General features: G+C 68.7%; 19 protein-coding genes. 12 read left to right on the top strand and 7 right to left on the bottom strand.

All coding sequences use genetic code 11. The features are described from left to right. Positions 1-14 precede the first annotated feature (14 nt). Complete coding sequence (locus tag VT85_RS01745; RefSeq protein WP_068409635.1) at positions 15-728, top strand: ABC transporter ATP-binding protein; 714 nt, start codon at positions 15-17, stop codon at positions 726-728. A 26-nt stretch (positions 729-754) separates the two neighbouring features. On the opposite strand, the gene VT85_RS01750 is transcribed toward VT85_RS01745, so the two are convergent. Further along, positions 755-1738, bottom strand: coding sequence for an NAD(P)H-quinone oxidoreductase (locus VT85_RS01750; protein WP_068409637.1), 984 nt, complete (start codon positions 1736-1738; stop codon positions 755-757). Positions 1739-1992: 254 nt separating this feature from the next. On the opposite strand from VT85_RS01750, the gene VT85_RS01755 reads away from it, so the two are divergent. The 4 genes from VT85_RS01755 to VT85_RS01770 all read left to right on the top strand — a co-directional run bounded on the left by VT85_RS01755 (position 1993) and on the right by VT85_RS01770 (position 7121). Beyond that, positions 1993-3312 (top strand): M48 family metallopeptidase, encoded by a 1320-nt coding sequence (locus VT85_RS01755; RefSeq protein WP_068409639.1) that lies wholly within the window; start codon positions 1993-1995, stop codon positions 3310-3312. A 274-nt stretch (positions 3313-3586) separates the two neighbouring features. Further along, positions 3587-5203 (top strand): MMPL family transporter, encoded by a 1617-nt coding sequence (locus VT85_RS01760; RefSeq protein WP_231871498.1) that lies wholly within the window; start codon positions 3587-3589, stop codon positions 5201-5203. Further along, positions 5203-6441: an MMPL family transporter gene (locus tag VT85_RS01765; protein WP_068409643.1), complete on the top strand. Its 1239-nt coding sequence runs from the start codon at positions 5203-5205 to the stop codon at positions 6439-6441. Before VT85_RS01760 ends, VT85_RS01765 begins: the two co-directional genes overlap by 1 nt. Before the next feature lie 200 nt (positions 6442-6641). Then, positions 6642-7121, top strand: coding sequence for a hypothetical protein (locus VT85_RS01770; RefSeq protein ID WP_156512618.1), 480 nt, complete (start codon positions 6642-6644; stop codon positions 7119-7121). A gap of 277 nt (positions 7122-7398) precedes the next feature. On the opposite strand, the gene fabF is transcribed toward VT85_RS01770, so the two are convergent. From fabF to fabG, 3 genes are all read right to left on the bottom strand, one after another. Continuing rightward, on the bottom strand, positions 7399-8658 hold the full coding sequence (gene fabF / locus VT85_RS01775; protein ID WP_068409649.1) for a beta-ketoacyl-ACP synthase II: 1260 nt from the start codon (positions 8656-8658) through the stop codon (positions 7399-7401). Positions 8659-8770: 112 nt separating this feature from the next. After that, positions 8771-9010 (bottom strand): acyl carrier protein, encoded by a 240-nt coding sequence (acpP, locus tag VT85_RS28900; RefSeq protein WP_082858282.1) that lies wholly within the window; start codon positions 9008-9010, stop codon positions 8771-8773. Between the two features lie 446 nt (positions 9011-9456). Then, positions 9457-10233, bottom strand: coding sequence for a 3-oxoacyl-[acyl-carrier-protein] reductase (gene fabG / locus VT85_RS01785; protein ID WP_068421238.1), 777 nt, complete (start codon positions 10231-10233; stop codon positions 9457-9459). A 1303-nt stretch (positions 10234-11536) separates the two neighbouring features. On the opposite strand from fabG, the gene VT85_RS01790 reads away from it, so the two are divergent. From VT85_RS01790 to VT85_RS01800, 3 genes are all read left to right on the top strand, one after another. After that, positions 11537-12559, top strand: a complete 1023-nt coding sequence (locus VT85_RS01790; protein ID WP_082858283.1) for a DUF1559 domain-containing protein — start codon at positions 11537-11539, stop codon at positions 12557-12559. 121 nt (positions 12560-12680) lie between these two features. Further along, complete coding sequence (locus tag VT85_RS01795; protein WP_068409653.1) at positions 12681-13868, top strand: hypothetical protein; 1188 nt, start codon at positions 12681-12683, stop codon at positions 13866-13868. A gap of 192 nt (positions 13869-14060) precedes the next feature. Continuing rightward, on the top strand, positions 14061-15326 hold the full coding sequence (locus tag VT85_RS01800) for a tetratricopeptide repeat protein (RefSeq protein WP_068409655.1): 1266 nt from the start codon (positions 14061-14063) through the stop codon (positions 15324-15326). Between the two features lie 127 nt (positions 15327-15453). Here the strand turns inward: VT85_RS01800 and VT85_RS01805 are convergent, their stop codons facing one another. Continuing rightward, the gene (locus VT85_RS01805) at positions 15454-16479 is read right to left on the bottom strand and encodes a 6-phosphofructokinase (protein ID WP_068409656.1); all 1026 of its coding nucleotides are present in this window, start codon (positions 16477-16479) and stop codon (positions 15454-15456) included. 396 nt (positions 16480-16875) lie between these two features. Between VT85_RS01805 and dinB the strand changes: the two genes are divergently transcribed. Together dinB and VT85_RS01815 are read left to right on the top strand one after the other, a co-directional pair. Further along, the gene (gene dinB, locus VT85_RS01810) at positions 16876-17919 is read left to right on the top strand and encodes a DNA polymerase IV (protein WP_409999940.1); all 1044 of its coding nucleotides are present in this window, start codon (positions 16876-16878) and stop codon (positions 17917-17919) included. Positions 17920-18586: 667 nt separating this feature from the next. Then, positions 18587-19198, top strand: coding sequence for a class I SAM-dependent methyltransferase (locus tag VT85_RS01815; protein WP_082858285.1), 612 nt, complete (start codon positions 18587-18589; stop codon positions 19196-19198). 113 nt (positions 19199-19311) lie between these two features. Here VT85_RS01815 and VT85_RS01820 read toward each other — a convergent pair whose 3' ends face one another. Both VT85_RS01820 and VT85_RS01825 read right to left on the bottom strand, forming a co-directional pair. After that, positions 19312-19692 carry a DUF7009 family protein gene (locus tag VT85_RS01820; RefSeq protein ID WP_068409660.1) on the bottom strand — a complete coding sequence of 127 codons (381 nt, stop codon included), beginning with the start codon at positions 19690-19692 and terminating at the stop codon, positions 19312-19314. A 59-nt stretch (positions 19693-19751) separates the two neighbouring features. Then, on the bottom strand, positions 19752-21023 hold the full coding sequence (locus tag VT85_RS01825; RefSeq protein ID WP_156512619.1) for a glycoside hydrolase family 71/99-like protein: 1272 nt from the start codon (positions 21021-21023) through the stop codon (positions 19752-19754). Between the two features lie 630 nt (positions 21024-21653). On the opposite strand from VT85_RS01825, the gene VT85_RS27285 reads away from it, so the two are divergent. Continuing rightward, the gene (locus tag VT85_RS27285; protein ID WP_156512620.1) at positions 21654-23531 is read left to right on the top strand and encodes a choice-of-anchor Q domain-containing protein; all 1878 of its coding nucleotides are present in this window, start codon (positions 21654-21656) and stop codon (positions 23529-23531) included. Continuing rightward, a complete protein-coding gene (locus VT85_RS26430; protein ID WP_156512621.1) occupies positions 23507-23989 on the top strand; it encodes an MBG domain-containing protein in 483 nt (160 codons plus the stop codon). The genes VT85_RS27285 and VT85_RS26430 overlap by 25 nt, the downstream gene beginning before the upstream one ends. Positions 23990-24032: the final 43 nt, after the last annotated feature.

Consider the following 24032-nt stretch of genomic DNA (forward strand, 5'->3'; position numbering starts at 1 on the left):
ATCGAGGACGGTCGATGATCGACGTGGTGGACGTTTGGAAGTCGTACAAGAGCGGCACGCGGACCCTCGACGCGTTGCGAGGGGTCACCTGCCACATCGAGAAGGGCCGCTTCGCGTTCATCGTCGGCCCCAGCGGCTCGGGCAAGAGCACCCTGCTCTACCTGCTCGGCGCCGTCGACCGGCCCTCTCGGGGCCGGATCGTCGTCGAGGGCCGCGACCTCACGGCGATGTCTGAGGCCGAGCAGAACGACTACCGCCGCGAGACGGTGGGCTTCATCTTCCAGTCGTTCAACCTGATCAGCAACCTCTCGGCGGTCGAGAACGTCCTGATCCCGTTCCTCCCCCGAGGGGTCACGGCCGAGCAGCGGGAGCGGGCCGTCGACCTGCTCAAGCGCGTCGGCCTGGGGGACCGCCTGGACCACCGCCCCTACCAGCTTTCCGGCGGCGAGCAGCAGCGGGTGGCGATCGCGCGAGCCCTGGTCAAGCGGCCCGTCCTCGTGCTGGCCGACGAGCCGACCGGGGAGCTGGACAGCAAGACCGGCGACGAGATCTACCGGATCCTCCGCGACCTCCAGGAGTCGATGGAGACGACGCTGGTGGTCGTCACCCACGACCGCCGCTTCATCACTCCGCACGACCTGGTCCTCGACATCCAGGACGGCCTCCTGGCCGACGCCGAGCCCGCCGCGCCGGGATTCGGCCCGGGCGGGCTGCACGCCGAGGACTGACGAGCCGGAACGCCCGGCCGCCGCGCTCAGGGCCGCAGGACGATCTTGCCGAAGCCCGCGTTCGAGGCCATCCGTTCGTGGGCCTTGCGGACCTCGTCGAGCGGGAAGGTCGAGTCGAGGACCGGCTTCACCACCCCTTGCGCCAGCCACGGGACGACCTGGTCCGCGAACAGTCGGGTCGCGGCGATCTTCTCCTCCAGCGGTCGGGCGCGGAGCGTCGTGCCGACGATCGACGCTCGCTTCGCCAGCAGGGTGTTCAGGTCGATCTCCGCCTTCGTCCCCGACAGCAGGCCGACCACCACGATCCGCCCCCGGCGCGCGATCGCGGCGAGGTTCTCGGCCAGCGCCCTGGCGCCCAGCAGGTCGACGATCACGGTGACCCCTTCGCCGCCGGTCTGCTCCCGCACCTCCTCGGCGAAGGTCCCGGACTCGTTGACGATCGCCACGTCGAGGCCCAACTCGCGGGCTCGCTCCAGCTTCTCGGCCGTTCGGGAGGTCCCCAGGACGAGACACCCCATCGCGTGGGCGATCTGGACGGCCGCCGTCCCCACGCCGCTCCCCGCCGCATGGATCAGGACGCGCCCGCCGGGGGTCAGCCCCCCCTGCGTCGTAAGGGCGTCGTGGGCGGTGAGGAAGGCCTCGGGGACGGCGCCGGCGGCGTCGAAGTCGAGGTTGTCGGGAATCCGCGCCAGCATCCGGGGGTGGGTCGTCAAGTACTCCGCCTGCGCCCCGCCGGCCACGATCCCGAAGACCCGGTCGCCCACCTTCGCCTGGCCCTCGGCGTCGGGCCCGAGCGCCTCGATCTCGCCGGCGAACTCCAGGCCGGGGATGTCGGCCGGCGATCCCGGAGGCGCGGGATAGAGGCCGCGAGCCTGCAACAGGTCGGCCCGATTCAACGCGCATGCCCGCACCCGGACGAGCACCTGCTCCCCCCGAGGCTCCGGCCTGGGCCGGTCGACCACCTCCAGGACCTCCGGCCCCCCCTTGCCCTTGATGACGACCGCCCTCATGATCCACCTCCCCGCCCAGGCTCCTCCGCGAACGCCGACCGACTCCCGGCCGAACCTCGCGATTCGCGTTCCTCGACTCCCTCCCAGTCTACCGGGCGCGGGGGTGGTTCCGTAGCCGCGAGGGGGGGACGCCCCGTGGAGCGAGGGGGGGCGTCGACCGGCTCCGGCGGACGCCCCTGTCCCGGAGTGGAGGCGGCGTGATAGAACCGCATGGTCCAGGGACGGCGAGGACTCACAGGCGCGGGGGACGGGACATGGCGAAGGTCTTGCGGTGGTGCGCGGCGATCGCGCTTGTGGTCTTCGGGATGATCGGGACGGCTCCGGCCGAGGAGCCCCGCGCGGCGGCCTCGACCTCCGCCGAGGCCGTCGAGACGATCGACGAGAGCGAGCCGGTCGCCGTGCCCGAGCCTTCCGAGAAGGCGATGACGTACTATCGCACCGGGATGGGCTGGTGGGCGTTCAACCGGGTCTGGGGCCTGGCGTTGCCGGCGTTGATCGTGTTCTCAGGCTTCTCGTCCCGCCTGAGGACGCTCGCCGCGCGGGTCGGTCGGGGATGGTTCGGGACGGTCGCCGTCTTCCTCCCGCTGTACCTGCTGGTCACGGCCCTGATCGAACTTCCGATCGACTATTACCAGGGGTTCGTCCGGCCGCACGCTTATGGGTTGTCGAACCAGTCGCACGCGAAGTGGTTGACGGACCTCGCGCTGGGGCTGGGCGTGAACATGGCGGTCGGCGTGCTGATCGCCTGGGGATTGTACGCCCTGCTCCGCCGGAGCCCCCGCCGCTGGTGGCTCTACACGGCGCTGGGGTCGATCCCGTTCCTGCTCGCGGGGGCGTTCGTCATGCCGATCTGGATCGACCCGCTGTTCAACGACTTCGGGCCGATGAAGGACAAGGAGCTGGAGCGGTCGATCCTGGACCTGGCCGGTCGGGCGGGGATCGAGTCGGGCCGGGTGTTCGAGGTCGACAAGAGCGTGGACACCGAGACGGTGAACGCGTACGTCACCGGCTTCCTGGGCTCCAAGCGGATCGTCCTCTGGGACACGCTGCTGAAACGCCTGGGCGAGCGCGAGGTGCTGTTCGTGATGGCCCACGAGATGGGGCATTACGCCCTGGGCCACGTCCTCCGGTCGATCCTCTCGTCGTTCGTGCTGACGCTGGCCGGGCTCTATTTCGTGCATCGGGCGGCCCCGGCGGTGATCGCGAGGTTCCACGCGCGGCTCGGGTTCGACAGGCTCTCGGACGTGGCGTCGGCGCCCTTGATCCTGCTGCTGGTCCAGGTCGCCATGCTGGCGCTGAACCCGGCGGCCATGGCCTACAGTCGACATCAGGAGCACGAGGCGGATCGGTTCGCGATCGAGCTGACGGGGATGAACCGCTCGGGGGCGTCGGCGTTCGTGAAGTTGCAGACGCAGAACCTGGGCAATCCCCGCCCCGGCTGGGTGTACAAGATCTTCCGGGCGTCCCATCCGAGCATAGGCGAACGGATCGACTTCTGTAATAATTACCGACCGAGGCGCGATTCGGCGGGCCGTCCGATCGCGGAGCCGCCCGGCGGTCCCCTTGAGGATTGACGATTGCGCCGCGAAGCCGTCGCGATCGACGTGAAGCGATTCCGGTTGTCGGAAGAAATCGGTCGCCCTATAAAGGAATAGAGACAAGGAAGGCCTTCGACGCGGTCCCATCGCCGAGGATCGCGCGGGGCCCCCGCAGGCGGGATTCGCCCGCGTTCGCGACGCCTCGCCCCCGAAGGGCGGATGACGGGCGGGCGGATCGACGACGCCCCCAGGAGCCGTGAGTGAGACCTCTGCTGGAATCGATCAGGACGTTCTCCAGCCGCCGGCCGTTGTGGGTCGTGGCGATCTGGCTGATGATCGCATCAGGGGTGGGGCTGACGGCGCCGAACCTGACCAAGCTGGCGGCCGAAGGCCAGTCGAAGCTGATGAGCGACGAGGCCGAGAGCCGTCGAGCGGCCGACCTCGTCCGCCGCTGCTGGCCCGACCAGGCGTACGAGTCGACGGTCGTCGCGGCGCTCCATCGGCCGGGGGGCTCATCGACGCCGACCGGCGGTTCGCCGCCGAACTGGCCCGCCGGATCGAGGCGGCCGACCGCCCGGCGACGATCCTCCGGGTGCTCGGCCCCGGAGCCCAGCCGGAGATCGCCAAACGCCTGGTCAGCGAGCAGGGCGACACGTCTCTGGTCGTCGCGCCGCTGGGCGCGGCCAACGTGGCGCCCGCCGCCCACGACGCCGTCGACTGGATCCAGGCCCGGGGCGACGAGCTGCTGGCCCAATCCCCCGACGCGGCCGGGCTCCAGGTCCTCTGGACGGGCGACGCGGTGATCGGCCGCGACTTCATGCACCTGGTGCAGGTCTCGCTCGACCGCGCGGCGGTGGTGACGGTGATCTTGCTGCTGATCGTCCTGGTCTCCGTCTACCGCTCGTTCTGGCTGGCCCTGGTCCCCCTGGCGACGATCGGCGCGAGCCTGATCGTGGCGCGGGGCGTCCTCGCCTGGCTGTACGGCGTCGGCTGGGAGATCTCGCCGCTGGTGGAATTGTTCCTGGTGGCGATCCTGTTCGGCACGGGGACGGACTTCTGCCTGTTCCTCTCCTGGCGATTCGGGGAGCACTTCAACCCCCGCAATCCCGCCGGCGTGATGCGGATGACGATGGCCCGGTCGTTCGTCCCGCTGGTCACCAGCGCGGGGACGATCATGATGGGCCTCATGCTGATGGGGGCCACCAAGTTCCGGCTCTTCTCGACGACCGGGCCGAGCGTGGCGCTGGGCCTGGCGATCTCGCTGCTGGCCACCCTGACGCTGACCCCGGCGCTGCTGGTCTTGCTGGCCAAGGTCCGCCCGTCCTGCTTCGAGTCGTTCGGCGCCCGCTCCAACGGCTTCTGGGAGAAGATCGGCCGCAAGGCGATGGCCCGGCCGCTCCGGAGCTGGGTGGTCACCGTGGTGGTGATGCTCCCGCTGGCCCTCGTCGGCCTCAAGACGCGGTTCGTGATGGACATGCTCAGCGAGATGCCGTCGAACGCCCGATCGGCCGAGAACCTGAGGCTGATCCTGTCCAGGTTCGACCCCGGGATGACCGCCCCGCTGACCGTCGTGCTCCAGTCTCCGGACGTCGACCTGCGCAGCTCCCAGGGCCTGGCCCTGATCGACGACGTGAGTCGGCTGCTGGCCCACCAGCGGAGCAACAAGGAGGTCCGCTCGGCCACCCAGCCCCTGGGGAGCCCGGAGCCCCTCAGCCGGGCGAGGCTCTCCTCGCGCCTCGGGGAGGTCAACCAGGGCTTCAAGCAACTGGCCGAAGGGGGCGTCAGCCTGGAGCAGGGCCTCAACGCCGGCGCCGCCAAGCTCCGCGCCGCGCTCTGGCTCGAAGAGAAGCTGGGCCTGAACGTCTCCGGCGGGCCGACCGCCCCCAAGCCGGCCCAGGCCCCCCCGCGACCCCCGACCCGGACCTGATGCCCGAGGCCCTCTCGCAGGGCCTGCGCTCGGCCTCCGCGGCGCTCCTCTGGACGCAGGGCGTCCCCTCCACCTGGAACACCCCGGCGCTGGCCTCGGCCTTCAACCAACTGGTCCTCCAGGGGGCCAAGGAAGGCGCCCGCCGCCGCGTCGGCGACAAGGGGACCGGGTTCCTCGACGCCGCCGTCCGGGTCGTCGTCGGCGAGCCGACGCCGCCGGCCGCCCCGGCGCCCGCCCCCGCCCCCGCCGCGAATCCGGCCCCGGCGCCTCCCCCGGAGAAGCCCGCCCAGACCCTGCTCCGCGAGTTGACCCGGGCGGCGGAGGGGGCCGCCCAGATCGCCAAGGGGGCGGAGCAGGCCCATCGCGAGGTCAGCGCGATCCTCGCCGACCCGCTGGGGAGCCGCGCCCTCGACCGGCTGTTGATCATGCCGGAGACGGTCAAGGAGAATCCCGAGCTCCTGGAGAGCTTCGCCGCCTACATCACGCCCGACGGCCATCGCGCCCGGATCGACGTGACGCTGGTCGACCGGATCTTCTCGAACGAGGCCATGAATCAGGTGGAGACCATCCGCGACCGGCTGGACGACTACCTGGGCGAGTATCAGGGGATCCGCGTCGTCGCCTCCGTGGCCGGGGTCAACGCCGAATCGGCCGACGTCCGTCAGCTCACCCGCGCCGACCAGGTCCAGAGCTGGTTCATCGTCCCGATCGGCGTCTTCCTGGTCCTCATGATCGCCCTCCGCGATCCGCTCGCCTGCGTCAATCTGGTGGGGACGATGGTCCTGACCTACGGCTTCGCCCTGGGCGCCACGCACGTGGTCTTCGTCAGCCTGCTGGGCGGCGAGGGGCTGGACTGGAAGGTCCCGTACTTCCTGTTCGTCCTGCTGGTGGCGGTGGGGGTGGACTACAACGTCTTCCTGATGACCCGCCTCCAGGAGGAGACGGCCGGCCACGGCTTCCGCGGCGGGATCATCCGGGCGATCGGCCTGACCGGCGGCCTGATCTCCTCGGCCGCGGCGATCACCGCCTGCAGCTTCGCCTCCTTCCTGTTCAGCCCGCTGAGTTCGCTCCGCCAGCTCGGGTTCGCCCTGGTGGTCGGCATCGCGGTGGACGCCCTGCTCGTCCGCCCGTTGCTGGTCCCCTGCGGCCACTGGCTGCTGCGGCGCTCCCGCGAGGTCCTGGGGCCGCGCTACAGCGTTTCCAATGAGAACTTCCGGTTGACCGGCGTGCCCGATTGATCGGGATTGCATCGATTTTCACCCTGGCGACGGCCCGGCGACGCCGATATAATACGGGCGTCGTCGCCATGTGACGATCCGAACGAGCCTGCCGACCCACCCTCCCCGCCACCGCTCGCGCGCCGATGCGCCCGCCTTGCCCTCCTCATCGCTCCTCTCGGTCGCCCGACCGTTTCGGAGCCTCGTGCATGGAGCCGAAAATGAAGATTTCCCAATTTGAAACCGCCATGGGCCTGTTGACGTGCCTGGGGATCGCCTACCTGGCGTACGACCACCTTGAATTGGGCGGCGAGCCCAAGGTCCAGGGACTTTCCGGCTACGTCAGCATCGACGGCAAGCCCATGACCAAGGGGACGGTCCGGTTCATCTCGGCCGACCCGGACCTCCCGCTCGCCTACGGCGGCTACATCTCGAACGGTCGCTACGAGGTCCCGGCGGAGTACGGCCTGGTCCCGGCGCGGTACACCGTCGAGTTCAGCAGCATCCGCAACGACGACGTGAATCGGATGCTCGAGGCCCGGGCGCGCGGCGAGGAGGTGGAGCTGAAGGAGGAGATCCCGCCTCGCTTCAACCTCCAGAGCGACGTCCAGATCGACCTGACCTCCGGCGGCGTCCTGGCGGCCGACTTCAACCTGGACCGAGCGGCCGATCGGCCTTCGACCGATACTCACTTGCCTTGATCTCCGACCCTTGGGTGCCACGGGTTCGTCCCCGAACCCGTGCCGCAAGGCCAAGGCGAGTCATCAAAGCCATTGCGTATGAGGCCGAAGTCAGGGGGCGGCCCGCGGCCCGCCGCTCCACGGCAGGCTGTTCCCACCTGGGATCGCGGGCCGGGGATGCTCGGCCTCGGGTCGAACCGATCGGCGCGGCGCAAGGCGACGGCCCGGGGCGGCCCGGGCCGTGATCGTCGCTCACCAGTCGCCGCGACGGTCGGTCGACCGACCGTCGGTGACGGGTTCAGGAGCGTCGGGAGGAATCGTAGCGGCCGATCAGCAGGCTGGCGTTGTGGCCGCCGAAGCCGAAGCTGTTGGACATGACGTGATCCACGCGGACCTCGCGGGCGACGTTGGGGATGTAGTCCAGGTCGCAACCTTCGCCGGGCTCGTCGAGGTTGATGGTCGGGGGGAGGACGCCGTGGTGGATCGCCAGGGTCGAGGCGATCAGCTCGACGCCGCCGGAGGCCCCCAGCAAGTGGCCGAGCTGGCTCTTGGTGCTGGAGATCTGCAACCGGGAGGCGTGAGGGCCGAACACCGACTTCATCGCGACGGTCTCGGCCAGGTCGCCGAGCGGCGTGCTGGTGCCGTGGGCGTTGATGTAGTCGACGGCGTCGGCGGGGATCCGGGCGTCGGCCAGGCATCGCTTCATGGCGCGGGCGGCGCCGCGGCCCTGCTCGTCGGGGGCGGTGATGTGGTAGCCGTCGCCGGCCGTCCCGTAGCCCAGCACTTCGGCGTAGATCCGGGCGCCGCGGGCGCGAGCGATCTCCTCGGCCTCGAAGATCATGACGCCGGCTCCCTCGGAGAGGACGAAGCCGTCGCGGTCGCGGTCGAAGGGCCGGCTGGCGCGGGTCGGGTCGTCGTTGCGGGTCGACAGCGCCCGCAGGGCGGCGAAGCCGCCCAGGCCCATGTGGGTGATGGCCGCCTCGCTGCCGCCGGTGATGATCACGTCGGCGTCGCCGCACTGGATCAGCTTGAGCGAGTCGCCCATGGCGTTGGACGCCGAGGCGCAGGCGGTCGCGGTGGCCGAGATCGGCCCCCGCAGGCCCCAGCGGATCGAGACCTGGCCGCTGCCGGCGTTGACCATCAGCTTGGGGATGGTGAAGGGGCTGATCCGCGAGGGGCCCTTTTCCATGCAGATCGAGTGCTGGGCTTCGAACTCGCTGAGCCCGCCGATGCCCGAGCCGATCATCACGCCGCAGTTCTCGGGGGAAAGTCGGTCGAAGTCGATGCCCGAGTCGACCACCGCCGCCTCGGAGGCCGCCAGCGCGAACTGCGCGAAGCGGTCGAGGTGCCGGGCCTCCTTGACGCCGAACCGCGCCGCGCCGTCCCAGTCGCGGACCTGGCCGCCGAAATGGACCTTGAAATCCTTCGTGTCGAAGAGGGTCAGCGGTCCGATCCCGCTCCGGCCGGCGCAGAGCGCCTCCCAGAGCTGGTCCAGAGTCTCACCCAGCGACGTGACCACCCCCATGCCGGTGATGACGACGCGTCGCGGCTCTCCCATAATCTTCTTCTCGTTCCGGGAATTGGCTAGGCGTGGACCTGGGACGTTCGGGCCCGGCGCGGCGCGGCGGGGCCGCCCGCCGGGCGGTGCGGCGCGACCGCGCGGGCCGGGGTCACTTGGCGTGCGCGTGCTGCTCGATGTAGTCGATCGCCTGCCCCACCGTCTGGATCTTCTCCGCCTCGTCGTCGGGGATGGTGATGTCGAACTCTTCCTCGAACTCCATGACCAGCTCGACGGTGTCCAGCGAGTCGGCGCCGAGGTCGTTGACGAACGACGTCTCCTTGCTGACCTGATCCTTCGACACACCCATCTGTTCGCTGACGATTTCGATCACGCGCTCTTCCACGGACACGGGCGGACCTCCTGTTTGGAGACGATTCGGGTATTCGAGCCTGGCCGTCCATCGCCCGAGCCGGGGCGCAAGCTTTGGGGACGCAGGTGTCGGGGTTCGGAGAACAGTCGAGAGCTTCCCTGCGGCCCCGAGGGGGAAGGGAGGACGAGGCGGGAGCCGTCCCGTCGGTCGGGTTCGAGGCCCGGGGCCCCTCCGGCTCCGTCGGCGGTCGGCGACGGTGAGCGAGTCCTCCCTGAGTCGGGGCGCCTCGGAGGCTCCCGGTCGAAGGGTCGCCCGCCGCGTCCCGCATCCGTCATTCGATCGAGTAAAATAGCATGCTCGCGGGGCCTTGTCCATCGGGCGGCCGGGCGATCCCGAGATCCCGCGCCGACGGTGCGACCCCTACCAGGCTAACCAACCCAATCGGTCGTTGGCCATGGTTTCTGGAGCGAAATCGCCGTCGGGGATCAGACGGTCATGCCGCCGTCGACGGCCACCACCTGCCCCGTCACGTAGCTCGACGCCGGGCCGCTGAAGAACGCCACCATCTCGGCGATGTCCTCGGGCGAGCCCAGCCGCTTCAGGGGGATCCGGTCCTTCACCTCGGCCTTGATCTTGTCGGGCAGGACGTTGGTCATGTCGGTCGTGATGAAGCCCGGCGCCACCACGTTGACGGTGATCCCCCGCGAGGCCAGCTCGCGGGCGATGGTCTGGCTCAGGCCGATCACCCCGGCCTTGCTGGCGGAATAGTTCGCCTGCCCCGGGTTGCCGCGCAGGCCCGACACGCTGCTGATGTTGACGATCCGGCCGTATCGGCCGCGCATCATCACCGCGCCCACCGCCCGGCAGAAGAGGAACGTCCCCTTGAGGTTGACGTCGATCACCTCGTCCCAGGCGTCGTCCTCCATCCGCAGCATCAGGCCGTCGCGGGTCACGCCCGCGTTATTCACCAGGACGTGGATCTTCTGATATTTCGCCTCGACCTCGTCCACGACCCGCTTGACGTCGTCGGCCGAGGCCACGTCGGCCGCGTAGCCGTCGGCCTCGCCGCCGGCGGCTCGGATCGCCTCCAGGGTCCCCTGCAGCGCCTCGAGCGACCGGGCGACGCCGACCACCCGCGCCCCGCAGGCCGCCAGCTTCACCGCGATCGCGCGGCCGATGCCCCGCGAGGCCCCCGTCACCAGGGCCGTCTGGCCCGTCAGGTCTACGAGACAGCCCGCCTTCGAGCCCGCTTCTTCGGCCATATCGCGCTTGTCCTGCCAGCTAGGGTCGTTGCATCCGGGGGGGACGGTGTCGGGGACGACGCTCATCGTCGTCGACTCGCGACGCATCCCCGCCCAGGGCCCTCCCAACGGGTCGTCCGCTCGAACAATTCGATGCAAGGAATCGAGTCTGGTTATAATCCCGCCCCGAGATTCCCATCAACCCCAATTCGTCGGCCGGGCGTCGGGGTCGATCGCGCGATCCCCGAAGCGCACGGCGTCCGTTTCGTCGTGGTCCCCCTCTCGGTCGACCCTGCCGAACGAGGGCGACGCGCCCGTCGGCCGATCCACCCCCCGCCGCAACCCCCCGAATTGGGTTCGTTCGTCGCGGTGTCGATCCCGGAAAATCGCATAAGCCCGCCTCCTCCAAGTCGTTTGCGTTCAGGACGATTGGCTTCGTTCGGCGCATTTCGTCGTCGAGGCGCTGGGCTCCGCGATGGATCTCGAATTGGCTTCGTCCGCGCCGCCTGAAATTGAAGCCGCGCGATGAAAATCATTTGGGTTAAGTCGTTTACGGAAAATCAGGGCTGCCGGAATTGGCTTTGTTAGGCGATTCTCGTGGGCTGACCCGCTGGTCCTCCGAATCGGGTTCGTTCGTCTCGGATCCGATCCCGTAAGTTGGCTTAAGTCCAGTCAGGAAAACGATTTCTGGACTGGAAAATTGGCTTCGTTCGGCGCTTTTCGTCGTCGCGAAGTCGGTCTCCGCGACGTTCGTCGAATTGGCTTCGTTCGCGGAGCCTGCAAACGAACAAATTCGACGTAAACCCTGGATTGAAATCGAGTTGCGAGATGTTGTCGGCCAATCCGAGATTGGCTTTGTTCGGCGCTGATCGCACGGTTTCTCGTTTGGGCTCGTCGGGCCGGGGGGGCGGGAATGGCGGGCCTCATTTCCACGAATCCTTAACTCCGGAGAAGGAATCGTTGGCGAGCCGCCCGGCCGGGGCGACGTGAGTTGGCGAGGGCCTGCGACGCTCGGCGCGCAACGGTCCCTGAAATTAAGGATGCCGCCGACTTGGCGATCAGGTGCGCCGGCGGATGGAATTTCCACGCAGAGCCCGCCCCCCTCGGGCCAGGCGAGGCGATGGTTCTCGGATAGGTCACTGGGCGTCGTCGCTCCTGGGGTCTCGCCGAACGGCCTCGATCGGGCGAATGGGGATCAGGGCCGGGGATGGTCCGGCTGCGATGAAATCCCTTTCAACTTCCCGGCTCGCAATTGACATGACGGCCCGTGGAGCCATCCTTTGATGTAAGCGTGACATGTTTGAATGTCGAACCCACGATTCGGATGCCCCGAAGGCGTCCCCGCCCGAATCCGGTGGTCGCTATGCTCGACGCCGAGTCGATCAGGATTCGTGGACAGGCCGGGCCCCTCTCGGCTCGCCTCGGGTTCACGTTGATCGAGATCCTCGTCGCCCTGTTGATCATCGGCGTCCTGGTCGCGTTCGTGATCCCGGCGGTCCTCTCCGCGCGACGGGCGGCGGCGCGGGCGCAATGTCTCTCGAATCTGAAGCAGGTCGGCATCGCCCTCGAGTCGTACAACGGCCTGCACCACCGATTCGCCCCCGCCTTGCGCTACCCCAACGGGGCCGTCCTCACGCAGCTCTCCCCGTTCCCGGCGCTCTTGCCGGGCCTGGAGCAGCAGGCCCTGTTCGACGCCGTCAATTTCGCATTCCTGGAGGGGGATTCCCCCGAGTCTCCGACGATCGAGAACCGGACCGTCCGGGGCGTCAGGCTGGGGGTCTTGCTGTGCCCCGCCGACGGCGTCGCGGAACGGGGGTCCAATTACCGCTTCAACCGCGGCGTGTTCAACAACAAGGCCGGCCCTCCGGTCTACGACGGCCCATTCGGGCTCGGCGTCGTCCCGACCGCCGCGGCCGTCAGCGACGGCCTCTCGCGCACGGCGTTCGTCAGCGAGCGGATTTCGGGGGATTTTTCCACGAACGCCCCGGCCGGCGGACGGAACGTCAAGCGGCCTCTCAACGACCTGGGGGCCAACACCTCGGACGAGGATTATGCTCGCCTCTGCCTCCAATCCAGGCCCGACGCCTGGATCTGGAGGTCGGGGCGATACTGGTTCTATTCGGGCGACTTGAACACCTTGTACAGCCATTTCGGCTCGCCCAACGACGCGCGGCCGTCCTGCGGCTGGGACGGTCTGCGCGAGTGGGTCTGCATCGGCCTCAATCCGCCGCGCTCGTTCCATGGGGGGGTGGGCGTCCTGTTCGGGGACGGGCATGTGGAAACGGTCGCCGACGGCGTCGACGGCAAGGTCTGGCGGGCGCTCGGGACCCACGCCGCGAAGGACTGACGGCGGCCGCGCTCGGTACGGCGGGAGCCCCCCAGTCGCCAGGCTCCCGCGCTCGAAAGTCTCGCCCCCCGGATCGTTGCGTTTCTTCACGGTGCGTTGGCGACACGCGCGGGAGGCTGGGATGACGATCCTGTATCTGGTGGCGCTGGTGGGCTGGCAAGGCGCGGCGCCTGGGCCGATCGAATCGTTCCGGGCCAACTTCGCGGCGATCGGGGCCGAGGGGGACTACGAGTACCGATCGGGCAGGCTGCCCAGCGAGCTTTTCGAGGTCGGTGCCGCCCGGCTGAAGGACGCGGTGACCTTCGCCGACGAGGAACCGCGAGTGATCTCGGGGTCGTGGGCCAGCTATGGAGGGGTCGAGTGGTTCTTGCAGGATCCGCCGACGGATTCGGCCGGCGCGTCGGCGGGGGCGAGATCCGGCGCGTCGGCTTCCTCGCGCGACCCGGGGCCCGGCCTGGAGTTGCTTTCCGACGGCTGGGTCGTGGCCAGGCTCGACCTCGGGGAGGCTGACGACGCTCCCGGAGGCACGATCGTCGAGGCCTCGTACGAACCGACGGGCGGTGTGATCTCGCGCGCGAAGGGCCCCTTCGTCTGGTGGGAGTGTTCCCTGAGCGCGATGCTCGCGCTTCGCTTCGACGGGGCGACGCCCGAACTCGGGCGCCTGGAGTTGGACGGCGCCCCGCTGGAAGTCGAGACCTACATCAAGCCGAACCCGTCCGGCTGGGTGAAGATGGAGGTCGCCTACGACCCCCGGATCGGCTTCCTGCCTCGACGGACTCGCTTCATCACCCTGGAGGGGAAGAAAGCCTACGTGCGAGAGTGGCGGCTCGTGGACCATCGCCGGAGCGACGACGGGGGGGTCGTGCCTCTGGAATGGATCAGCGGCCTGTTCCAGTACGACGATTTCGTCGGCTCGTATCCGTCGTACGACGCCTCCACGAAACTCCGTCGCGAGGAGGCGGTCGTCGGGGGGAGCCATTTCCGCCTGACTTCATTCAGGAACCGCCATGAGCCTACGGCCCTGACCCATCTGACGGGGCGCGTGACCCTGGCCTGCGCCGGCGGGGAGAAGCGCCTCGGCGGCACGCCCGCCCGGTTGACGCTCGCCGACGTCCGGCAAAGCCTGGGACGGGGCCTGACCCGCCCGGTCCGGTCGCCGCCGCCGATCTCCGTGGACCTGGAGGAACGCGATCGGTTCAGCCAGCCCCGAAGCGGTCGCTCCTGGACCCTCCCTGCGATGCTCTTGGCGGCCGGCCTGTCGGGCTTCATCCTCGTCTGGAAGCTGCGGACTCACCGGGCGGCTCTGTAGAAGAAGGCAGCGCCGTCGTGGTGGAAGGCCAGGTCGAGCGAGCAGTCGGAGTCCTTGACGACGAGCGCCAGACCCCCGGACCGAGCCGACGCCGAAGGATCCGAGCTGGGCCGTGATTGCCGCCTGCTCCGAGTTCGATTACTCTTGATGCGAAGTGAATGAGGGGATGGCTGCTGGCTGAGGAGGGGAGCGATGAGCGGCACGGTGCGGACGGCGGCGTGGGCGCTGGCGACGGTGTGGGTCGTCGCGACGGTGGTCGGGATCGTCGTCTCCGGCTCAAGCGGGCGATTGCAGGACGGGCCGCCGAAGCCCATCGTCAAGGGGCCGCCGATCTCCCAGGCTGAGGCTCTGGAGTTCGGCGAGGGCCTGGCCGACGCCTTGGCGAGACTCGACGCCAAGGCGGTCGAGGAGGCGATCGACCTGAACGCGTTGATGGAGGCCGCCTCCGAAGGCGTCAAGGCTCCCCCCCGGTTCCGGGAGGAGTTTTATCGCGGGACCCGGAACGCCCTGGAGCGCAACGGCCATACCATCTTCATCGAGTTTCGACCGGTGGTCGAGGCCGGCGCCGTGTTGCGCGCCACGCAGGGAATCGAGTGGGAGGGCCGACCCGCTTTCGTCCTCCGGGTGCTTCCGGCGGATGGGGGCGTCGCTTATTCCGTGTTTATCCTGGATCGCCGGCCGGACGGTCGAATTCGGGCTGTGGATCACTACTCGCTGGCCGTTGGCGAACCGACCTCGCAGGTGATCCGTCGTCTTTATCAGGCTGGCGTCGCGCAGGCCAACCGTGGGCTCCTCGACCGCCTTATGGGAAAGGAACAGCCGCTCATCAAGCACATGGACGACACCGTGCGCATGGCCGCCGCCAATCGTGAGGGGCGGTCGCAGGAGGTCCTGACGATCTACGACGCCCTCCCCGAGGAGTTGAAGAACGAGAAGATCTTTCAGGTAGGCCGGTTCAACGCGGCCCAGAAAATCGGCGACGAGGCCAAGTACCTGGAGGTGATCCAGGATTTCGCCCGACGCTTCCCGGGCGACCCCGCCTGCGATCTCCTGCTGCTGGACGGCTACGTCCTGATGAATCAGCCGGAGAAAGCCCTGGAGTGCGTGGACAGGCTGGAGAAGGTGCTGGGCAAGGACGCATACCTCAAGGTGCTGCGAGGGGGCGTTCTGACGCTCCTGAAGCGGCCCGACGACGCCATCGCGGCCTACCGCGCGGCGATCGCCGAGGAGCCGGATCTGTGGCCCGCCTACGACGCCCTGCTCGTCGTGACCCTGGAACAAAAGCAGTTCGAGGAGTTGGCGAAGCTCCTCGACTCTCTGGAGTCTCAGTTCGAGGAAGATGCCTTCGACCTGTTGAATCTCGACGGATTCACTGAGTTTTTCGACTCGCCCGAAGGCAAGGCGTGGACGGAGAAGCGCGACAAGCCGAAGTCCGACGACGAGGCGCCGAAGCCGTGACGTCCGACCCGTCTTGACGATGTCTGTTCCGCGAATCGCCCAGGGCGCAGGACTCTTCCACCCGACCGAGGCGGGCGAGGCGATCAATGCGTTGGTCGTGGAGTTGCGACTCGCGGATTCGCTCGCATCAGTAGAAGAAGGCGGCGGCGTCCTGGTAGAAGGCGAGGTCGAGGGGGCGGGTGGCGAGGACGGCGGAGTCGAGGGGGACGTCGGCGATCTGGGACCCGGCGAGGGTCAGGACGGCGCCGAAGCGTCGGCGGAGGACGAGTTCGGCGGCGGCGAGGCCCATGCGGGTGGCGAGCACGCGGTCGTGGGCGGTCGGGGCCCCCCCGCGCTGGAGGTGGCCCAGGACGACCGTGCGGGTCTCGACGCGGAGCTGGCGGTCGATGACGTCGGCGATCAGGGCCCCGACGCCCCCCATCTTCGGGTGGCCGAAGACCTCGGCGTCGAGCACGGCGCCGGGGGCGTCCTGATACCGGGCGCCCTCGGCGACGACCACGATGGCGTGGTTCTTGGCGGTCCCTTGCAGCCGCTTGAGGGCGACGATCAGGTGGGGGACGTCGATGGGGACCTCGGGGACCAGGACGTAATCGGCCCCCACGGCCATCCCGGCGAAGCAGGCGAGCCAGCCCGTGTTGCGGCCCATCGTCTCGACGACGATCACGCGACGATGGCTCTCCGCCGTGGTGCGCAGCCGCTCGACCGACTCGACGACGACGTTCACCGCCGTGTCGAAACCGAACGAGAAGTCGGCCAGCATCAGGTCGTTGTCGATCGTCTTGGGGACGCCGACGATCGGGATCTGGAAGTCGTTGATCAGCCTCGCGGCCACCCCCAGCGTGTCGTCGCCGCCGATGACCACGAGCGCGTCGAGCCCCGCCTCCACGAAGTTGCGGCGCAGCCTGGGAACGTCGGCATCGGGGTTCTTGTACGGGTTGGTGCGCGACGAGCCGAGGATGGTCCCCCCCCGGCCCACCAGCGAGTCCACGTCGTGCGGCTCCAGCGGGCGGTAGGTCCCGCGCACGAGCCCTCGCCAGCCTTCCAGGACCCCCACGCACGTCCCGCCCGCGTCCGAGATCCGTCGCACGACGGCCCGGATCACGGCGTTCAAGCCGGGGCAGTCCCCGCCTCCCGTCAGCAATCCGACTTTCATGGGTCGCCGTCCGTTGTCACCAGTCCGTCAAGCCGGCGCTTCCGCCCGCGATATGGCCCTCCGTCGAAGCTATCACGCCCCGCCGCCCCCGGCCAGCCGACGTGCCGGAAAAGCGGCGACCACATGCCCATGCCCGATCGTCGAGCGGCAGCAAGGCCGACGGGCGGGATCACGTCTCACGTCGCCCAAGGTCGGATGACTCCGCCATCGTCTCGACCCCTGTACGCGCGTGAACATTCCTGTGGTAGAGTTCTGAGCCGGGTTTCACGAACGTCGCGATCATTCCAGCCTGCCGGAATCGTGCCGGATGACGAGGGCGACGGACGTGCGGTCGAAGAATTCGAGGACGTGAACGTGGCCGGGGCGGAACGGCAGCGGAAGATCATTCACATCGACATGGACGCGTTCTACGCGTCCGTCGAGCAACGTGACGATCCTGAGCTTCGCGGCAAGCCCGTCGCGGTCGGCGGGGCTCGCGAGCGAGGCGTCGTGGCGGCCGCGAGCTACGAGGCCCGCCGGTTCGGCGTCCGGTCCGCCATGCCCTCGGTCACGGCGAAGCGGAAGTGCCCAGGGCTCATCTTCGTGAAGCCGCGGTTCGACGTCTATCGTGACATCTCCCGCCAGATCCGCGCGATCTTCGCCGAATACACGCCGCTCATCGAGCCCCTCTCGCTCGACGAGGCCTACCTCGACGTCACCGAGAACCTGAAGGGCATGCGTTCGGCGACCGAGATCGCCGAGGAGATCCGCGCGAGGATCCGCGCCGAGACGGGACTGACCGCGTCCGCGGGCGTTTCTTACAACAAGTTCCTCGCGAAGATCGCATCGGACGAGCGGAAGCCCGACGGCCTGTTCGTCATCAGGCCGGATCACGGGCCGGCGTTCGTCGAGGCCCTACCCGTGGGGAAATTCCACGGGATCGGTCCCGTAACCCGGACCAAGATGGACGGGCTCGGGATCCGCACCGGTGGGGATCTGAAACGTCAGTCGCTCATGTTCCTCCAGCAGCATTTCGGCAAGGCCGGGCCCTATTACTTCTCGCTGGCGCGGGGCGTCGACGAACGTCGCGTCTCCGCCGATCGCGTCCGAAAGTCGATCGGCGCGGAGCGGACGTTCAACGCCGACCTCTTCACGGCGGAGGAAGCCCGCGACGCCCTCGAACCGCTGATCGGCCAGGTGTGGTCCTACTGCGAGGGCTCGACGATCCGGGGACGTACGGCGACGCTCAAGGCCAGGTACGCCGACTTCCAGCAGATCACCCGCAGCCGGACGGTCGACGTCCCGGTCGCATCGCAAGCCGTGCTCGAAGGGCTCGTGTTCGCACTCCTGGAGCCCCTCTTCCCGGTCGACAAGGGGATCAGGCTCCTCGGCGTGACCCTGTCATCCCTCGAAGACGACTCGGAACGCCGTCTCGCCAGGCAGCTCCCTCTGCCATTCTAAGGATGGAACGCATGTTCATATCCGCCGGCATCCCAAGAGGTGCAAACGTCGAACAGGCACTCAATCGAGATATCGGGCGAACTGGGAGCGAGGCGTCTATCGACTGAGTCTGGCTTGAGGTCATGCCTGAGATCCGAGGTGGTCGGGAGTTGGCCGAGGTCGACTCAAGGCAGGCCGCCTAAAATTTCTTGCTCGATCGCCTGGCCCATGTCTTAAAGAGAATCGGTGATCCTGCCCATACGCCGGACGCTTGCAGCGGCTTCACAACTTTCATATTCTGCCAGGAAGCCGGCTTTAAAGATGCGTTTTTGAACTCGTCTGTTCGCTCGGTAGGCCGGGCATGCGGAAGAGAGATTTCCCGTGGTTTCAGTGGTTGCACCCATCCGTCGAGCGGTCTCACCGGGTCGAGTTGGGGGGGCGCGGAGCGAATCGAGGGACGATTCAAGCTGAATCAGCCAGGCCACACCGCCTGCCGCCAGGTGAACATTTCGCAGTTCCTGCATGCATCAGCGACTGACGCATCCACCGGTAAGGGCTGCGAGCACGAAACTCAGGCTGAAACCCCGACCGAATTCTGTACGCCAGACCCATGCTTGCCGACGCGTGAACGGTTGCCTTCGAAGGGCCCCGTCGCGAATCCCTTGATGATCACGGAGGAGGTCCTCAATTGCCAAATTTGATCGTCAAGAATTATACGACCAGAAAGTTCCTGGACAGATATGGACTGTTGAACGGCGAATCCCGCATCCTCAACGCGGGCTCGTCTTCCGTGCGGCATGGATCGAAATGCGTCAATGTCGACATCCAGCGCAAGCATGACGTGGATGTCGTTTGCGACATCCAATCTTTGCCCGTTCCGCCGGCCCAATTCGACGCGATCGTCTGCTCCGCGGTGCTGCAATATTGCCAGGCTCCGGAGCGAGTCGCTGGAGAATTCCATCGCGTCCTGAAGCCGGGAGGATACGTGTTCCTCGACACCCCCTGGGTCCAGCCGTACTGTCCAGACACCCCAGATCGATTTCGATACTCGGAGGTCGCCCTCAGGACGATTTTCAAACACTTCGAGATCGTCGAGATCGGTCCTTCCATCCGTCCCGGTTCCGCGTTCGCGATGCTGGGCGTACATATCGCCGGGAGCATGACTCATAATCGCTATATCAATTTCCTGTTGCGCAAAGCCGCGTTCGTGGTTCTTTTCCCGTTTCGATGGATCAGGACCGCCGATGAGAGCAAAACCGCGGGAGCCTTCTACATGATCTGCAGAAAGCCCCCATGCTGACCGTCCCCGGGGCGCCGCCCGGCCGGCGTTCAATGTCCGGGCCGTCGAAGCCCACCGCTCGGGCGAGACGCCCCCCGCTCCGCTCCGCCGAGGCGGGAACGGGCGCCGGGCCCCTAGCAGGAGGCCGACGGGTTTGGGAAGGCGTGTCGGTCGTCCGCTTCCTCGCCGGCCGGTCGTTCGAGGCAGGCGAAGTCTTTCTCCAGGAGGATGCGCACGACGCTGCCCTCGACGGCCTGTTCGTGGGTGAAGCCGACGCGGTCGCCGGCGATCCAGGAGTCGACGTCGGCCCGATCGAGGCGGATGGTCAGGCGGCCCTCGTCGAAGTCGGCCGTGGGGCGCTCGCGAGGGGCGGGACCGGCCTCCACGGCGTAGGCGAAGGCCCTGCCCGGGCCGAATCGGAGGGCTTCCTCGACCCGGCCGTCATCGGCGAGCCGCTGGATGTCCTGGCGGTCCAATCGGACGCGGATCGAATTTCCCTTGAGTCGCAGCTTCATGTTGAACTCTTTAATTATATGTTCGATATTGAGAGCGTCGCCGCCGGTCGCCTGGACGTTCAGTTTTCGGGGATCGTCCAGGAGAGGGGCGTTTCGCCTCGGATCATCCGTGAGGCGGCGCCGGTGAGGCGGAGGTACCAGTCCCTGGGCAGTCCCTCGGCGCCGAGGAAGTGGCGGCCGACGGGGAGCTGGTCGGCGAGCTTGTAAATGGCGGTCCCCTCGTCGACCTCGTCGAACATGCCGACGAAGACCGTCCGCACGCCGAGGTCGCGGAAGATGGCGAACTGTCGCCAGTAGAATTCGCCCCCCCGGCGCGGGATGACGGTGGTCCCCGGCGCCTTGCGCTGGAGGTTGTCCCAGGAGAAGCCGGGGAAGGCCGTGGGCATGTAGCCCTTGCCGGCCGCGTGCAGCTCGGCGACGTCCCCTTCCCAGACGTCCCGGCGGGTGCGGTCCATGGAGGCGTCGTCGTGGTAACGGCCGGCGTCCCAGGGGCTGACGGCGTCGAACGAGCGGTAGACCTCGACCCAGGCGGGGTCCTTGCGGGACGCGCCCCGGAGGGTCCGCCAGTGGGCGTCGACGCCGCCGATCAGGTGGACGCCGCCGTAGTTCGGGTCGTCCTTGAAGAAGGCGACCAACTCCTTCGCCTGCTCCACCGACCAGGGCCGATCGGTGAATCCCAGCCCCCAGAGCAGGACGACGGGCTTCCCCTGATGGTGGAGGTATCGGGAGTCCTCGCGGACCTTGACCCGATCGCAGAGGAACTTCCAGTCGTCCATGACCATCTTCGTCGTGGCGCGGGGGCCGGCGGAGAGGTCGAGCATCATGGCCCAGACGCGGCCCTCGCGGTGGCAGCCCTCGCGGACGTTCGCCAGCACGCGGTTGACGTGCCGGGCGCGGTCCGGGCTCGCGGCCTCGCCGATGAACCGGCTGAGGAAGACGCCGCCGATCCCGTACTCGCGCATCCAGCGCGTGTGGACGAGCGTCGGCCCCTTCGAGTAGCCGCTGTAGAGCCTCGCGGGCGAGCCGTCCGGCATCTTCAGGCCCGGGACCTCGCAGAGGTCCTCGGCCGCGTACTCGGAGACGTCCGGCCACATGTCGACGGTGAACCGCCCGCCCCCCGGCCGTTCGAGCCCCTCTCCCCAGTGGACGAAGCCGAACCCCGAGCCGTCGCAAGGCGTGTTGAACCACCCCTGATAGCCGCAAAGCACCTTGCCGTCGAGCGTCGTCGCGTCCACATCCGCCCGCGACGGCCCGTCGTAAGGCTTCAGCCAGGGCTCGTCGTCGGCCGGGCCGTCGGCGAGGGCGGCCCCCCCGAAACGAGCAGGCAGCACGCGGCCAGCCAGGACGTCAGGATGAGCTTCATGGTCGAACCCCCCGATGGTCGAGGCCGAAGGCCCATCGCGACCCTCGCCCATCCGGAGGCTACCGCGCCCCTCCCCCGGGGACCAGTGGGCCCCGGCAGCCGAACCCCTCCCCAGGACCCGATCCGAGGCGTCGGGATTCTGGAAAAAAGGAAAAAGATCAGGATCTAATGCTGAGAAAGTAAGAAATGTTTGATTTAAGCCTTGGTCTGGGTCATGGAGGCGGTAACATGGGGCTGGATTGCCGGCCCGCGACGGATGGCTCGCTCGGCCCTTGCGCGGCCTCGGCCCCGACGTTCCTAACGCCTCTGATCTCGCGACGGCCGGCACACCGTCTCGGCCCAGGGCGGGACCGGGGGCCGCGCCGATGGAGGGATTCCGGGAGGTCGATCCTCTCCGGAGCAGCAAGCCTCGCGGCCCCCCGGCGATGTGTGGGATTGCCAGACGCCTCCCGCGACGAGCGCCCCCGCTCCCATCCAGGCCGAGACGCCCGCCGCCCTTGCCTGAACGAGGGCTTCCACCATGACACGCCTCACCCCCCTATTCTCAAGAGAAACGTGCAGAGACCGCCGCGGCCGGTCGCGGTCGGCCCGGCGACGGATGGCTGTAGAAATCCTGGAGTGCCGCGCCTTGCTCGCGGGCGATCCCACGGCTTACCTGGTCAACCTCACGAGCGCCGTCGGCGCCGGCTCGGGCGCCGCGGGCGACCTGGCCTACGTCGTCGGCCGGGCGAACGCCGACGCCGACCCGGACGGCAGCGTCATCCGGTTCGACCCCGCCGTCTTCTCCACGCCCCAGACCATCACCCTGACCGCCACGCTGATCCTGTCCCAGACGGCCGGCCCGATCGCGATCGAGGGCCCCGGGGCCGGCCTGCTGACCATCAGCGGAGGCGACGCCGTTCGGGTGTTCCGGGTGGACGCGGGCGTCACGGCCTCGATGTCCGGCCTGACGATCGCGGACGGGCACGACGGCAGGGGCGGCGGGATCCTCAACGCCGGGACGCTGGCCGTCTCCCAGGTCACGTTCGACGGCAATCGGGCCGTCGGTCTCGGATCGGGCGACGGGCTCGGCGGCGGGATCTCCAACGCCGGCATCCTGACCATCAGCGACGCCGCATTCGTGCAGAACAGCGCCATCGGCGGGAGGACCGACGACGGCTGGAGCGACGGCGACGGCTATGGCGGCGCCGTCTATAACACCGGGACGCTCTCCATGACGGGGGGGCGTTTCGACGACAATCTCGCCCGGGACGGGGCCTACATGGGCTACGGAGCCGGCGGTGCCGTTTTCAACGCCGGAATGCTGACGATCACCGGTGCCGCCTTCAATGGCAATTCAGCCCAAGGAGGCGCCCCCCTCTGGTTCCCGCTCAGGGGCGACGGCGGCGCGATCTACAATTCGGGCACGGCGACCCTGTCCCGGTCTTCCCTCAACGGCAACCGGGCCATCTACGGCGGGGGGATCTCCAACTCGGCCAGGCTCAGCCTGTTCGACGTCTCCATCACAGGCGGAGGCGCCGTCGACGGCGGGGGCGTCAACAACTCTGGCACGGCCACGATCCAGGGCGGCACGATCAGCGCCAATCATGCCAACGGCACGATCACCACCAAGTATTGGGATGTCACCGATTGCGCGGGGGGCGGGATCGCCAACTCCGGTTCGATGACGATCGTCAACGCCACGATCGCCGGCAACACGGCCTCCATTATGTACGGGAGGGGGGAAAAAGCCCTCGGCGGCGGGGTCGCCAACTTCGGCGCACTCCTCCTGGTCTACACCACGATCGCCGACAACACGGCCGACACGGACGGCGGCGGCGTCTGGACCTCCGGGGGCGAGGCCGTGACCACGTCCGGCGCCAGCCTCTTCCGCAACGCGAACGGCGGGAACATCGCCGTCGCCGACGGCGGCGGCTTCCGCTCGCTGGGGCACAACCTGTTCTCCGACGCCCCCGCCGTCCCGCTCGATCCCGCCGACCTCGTCGCCGTCGACCCTCGGCTGGGCCCCCTGGCCGACAACGGCGGGCCCACCCTGACGATGGCCCTCCTGGCCGGCAGCCCGGCCCGAGACGCCGGAGTCGCCCTCGGCGGCGTGACGACCGACCAGCGCGGGGCCCCGCGGCCCCGGGGCGGGGGCCGGACGTCGGCGCGTACGAGGCCCAGGACTGGGGGACGACCGCCTTCGTCCAGCTCGCCTCGCCGTCGATCGGCTATGGGTCGACGACCGTCGCCCTCCTGTCCGGCCGCATCACCGCCGGGTCCCTCGTCCCGCCGGGCGAGGTGGCCGTCACGTTCCTCGGCGTCACCCGCACCGCCGCGATCGACCCGGCCACCGGCGCGTTCGCCGTCGTCGTCCCCACCGCCGGGCTGCACGTCGCGTCGTCGCCCTACGCCGTCGCCTACCACTACGCCGGCTCCGGCGACTTCCTCGCCGCCGACGCGACCGGGGGCGTGGCGGCGACCCCGGCTCCGCTGACCGTCGTGGCCGACGACCAGGTCGCGGCCTTCGGCGCCGACCCGCCGCCCCTCTCGGCCAGTTACCTCGGGTTCGTGAACGGCGAGGGCCCGGCGAGCCTGGACCGGCTCGCGACCTTGACCACGACGGCCGCCGCCTACAGCCCGCCAGGCCGGTACCCGATCACGGCCTCCGGCGCGGCGTCGCCCGACTACGCGGTCGCGTTCGTGGACGGGACGCTCACGGTGGCCCAGCCGACGAGCCCGCGCCTGCGGCGGCACGTTCGCGTCGTGACGACGCTCTACCGGCGCTCGCTCGGGCGACCCGCCGAGCCCGCCGGCCTCCGCTTCTGGCTGGGGCGGCTGGACGCCGGCACGCGGGCGGAGGACGTCGCCCGCCGAATCTGGACCTCGCCCGAGCATCGCGCCCGGATCCGCCGGGTCGACGCCTGGCAGGGGGCCTCTCGGATCGAGCCCTGATACGCAATGGCTCTGATGATTCGCCTTTGCCGGGGCACCCAAT

This window comes from Planctomyces sp. SH-PL62 (assembly GCF_001610895.1).
In the GTDB taxonomy this organism is placed as follows: domain Bacteria; phylum Planctomycetota; class Planctomycetia; order Isosphaerales; family Isosphaeraceae; genus Paludisphaera.

Excerpts from the sequence above, each read along its gene's own strand:
- VT85_RS01745 (WP_068409635.1), top strand. The coding sequence starts at position 15 with ATGATCGACGTGGTGGACGTTTGGAAGTCGTACAAGAGCGGCACGCGG.
- VT85_RS01750 (WP_068409637.1), bottom strand. The coding sequence starts at position 1,738 with ATGAGGGCGGTCGTCATCAAGGGCAAGGGGGGGCCGGAGGTCCTGGAG.
- VT85_RS01755 (WP_068409639.1), top strand. The coding sequence starts at position 1,993 with ATGGCGAAGGTCTTGCGGTGGTGCGCGGCGATCGCGCTTGTGGTCTTC.
- VT85_RS01765 (WP_068409643.1), top strand. The coding sequence starts at position 5,203 with ATGCCCGAGGCCCTCTCGCAGGGCCTGCGCTCGGCCTCCGCGGCGCTC.
- VT85_RS01770 (WP_156512618.1), top strand. The coding sequence starts at position 6,642 with ATGAAGATTTCCCAATTTGAAACCGCCATGGGCCTGTTGACGTGCCTG.
- fabF (WP_068409649.1), bottom strand. The coding sequence starts at position 8,658 with ATGGGAGAGCCGCGACGCGTCGTCATCACCGGCATGGGGGTGGTCACG.
- fabG (WP_068421238.1), bottom strand. The coding sequence starts at position 10,233 with ATGGCCGAAGAAGCGGGCTCGAAGGCGGGCTGTCTCGTAGACCTGACG.
- VT85_RS01790 (WP_082858283.1), top strand. The coding sequence starts at position 11,537 with ATGCCCCGAAGGCGTCCCCGCCCGAATCCGGTGGTCGCTATGCTCGAC.
- VT85_RS01795 (WP_068409653.1), top strand. The coding sequence starts at position 12,681 with ATGACGATCCTGTATCTGGTGGCGCTGGTGGGCTGGCAAGGCGCGGCG.
- VT85_RS01800 (WP_068409655.1), top strand. The coding sequence starts at position 14,061 with ATGAGCGGCACGGTGCGGACGGCGGCGTGGGCGCTGGCGACGGTGTGG.
- VT85_RS01805 (WP_068409656.1), bottom strand. The coding sequence starts at position 16,479 with ATGAAAGTCGGATTGCTGACGGGAGGCGGGGACTGCCCCGGCTTGAAC.
- dinB (WP_409999940.1), top strand. The coding sequence starts at position 16,876 with ATGGACGCGTTCTACGCGTCCGTCGAGCAACGTGACGATCCTGAGCTT.
- VT85_RS01820 (WP_068409660.1), bottom strand. The coding sequence starts at position 19,692 with ATGAAGCTGCGACTCAAGGGAAATTCGATCCGCGTCCGATTGGACCGC.
- VT85_RS27285 (WP_156512620.1), top strand. The coding sequence starts at position 21,654 with ATGGCTGTAGAAATCCTGGAGTGCCGCGCCTTGCTCGCGGGCGATCCC.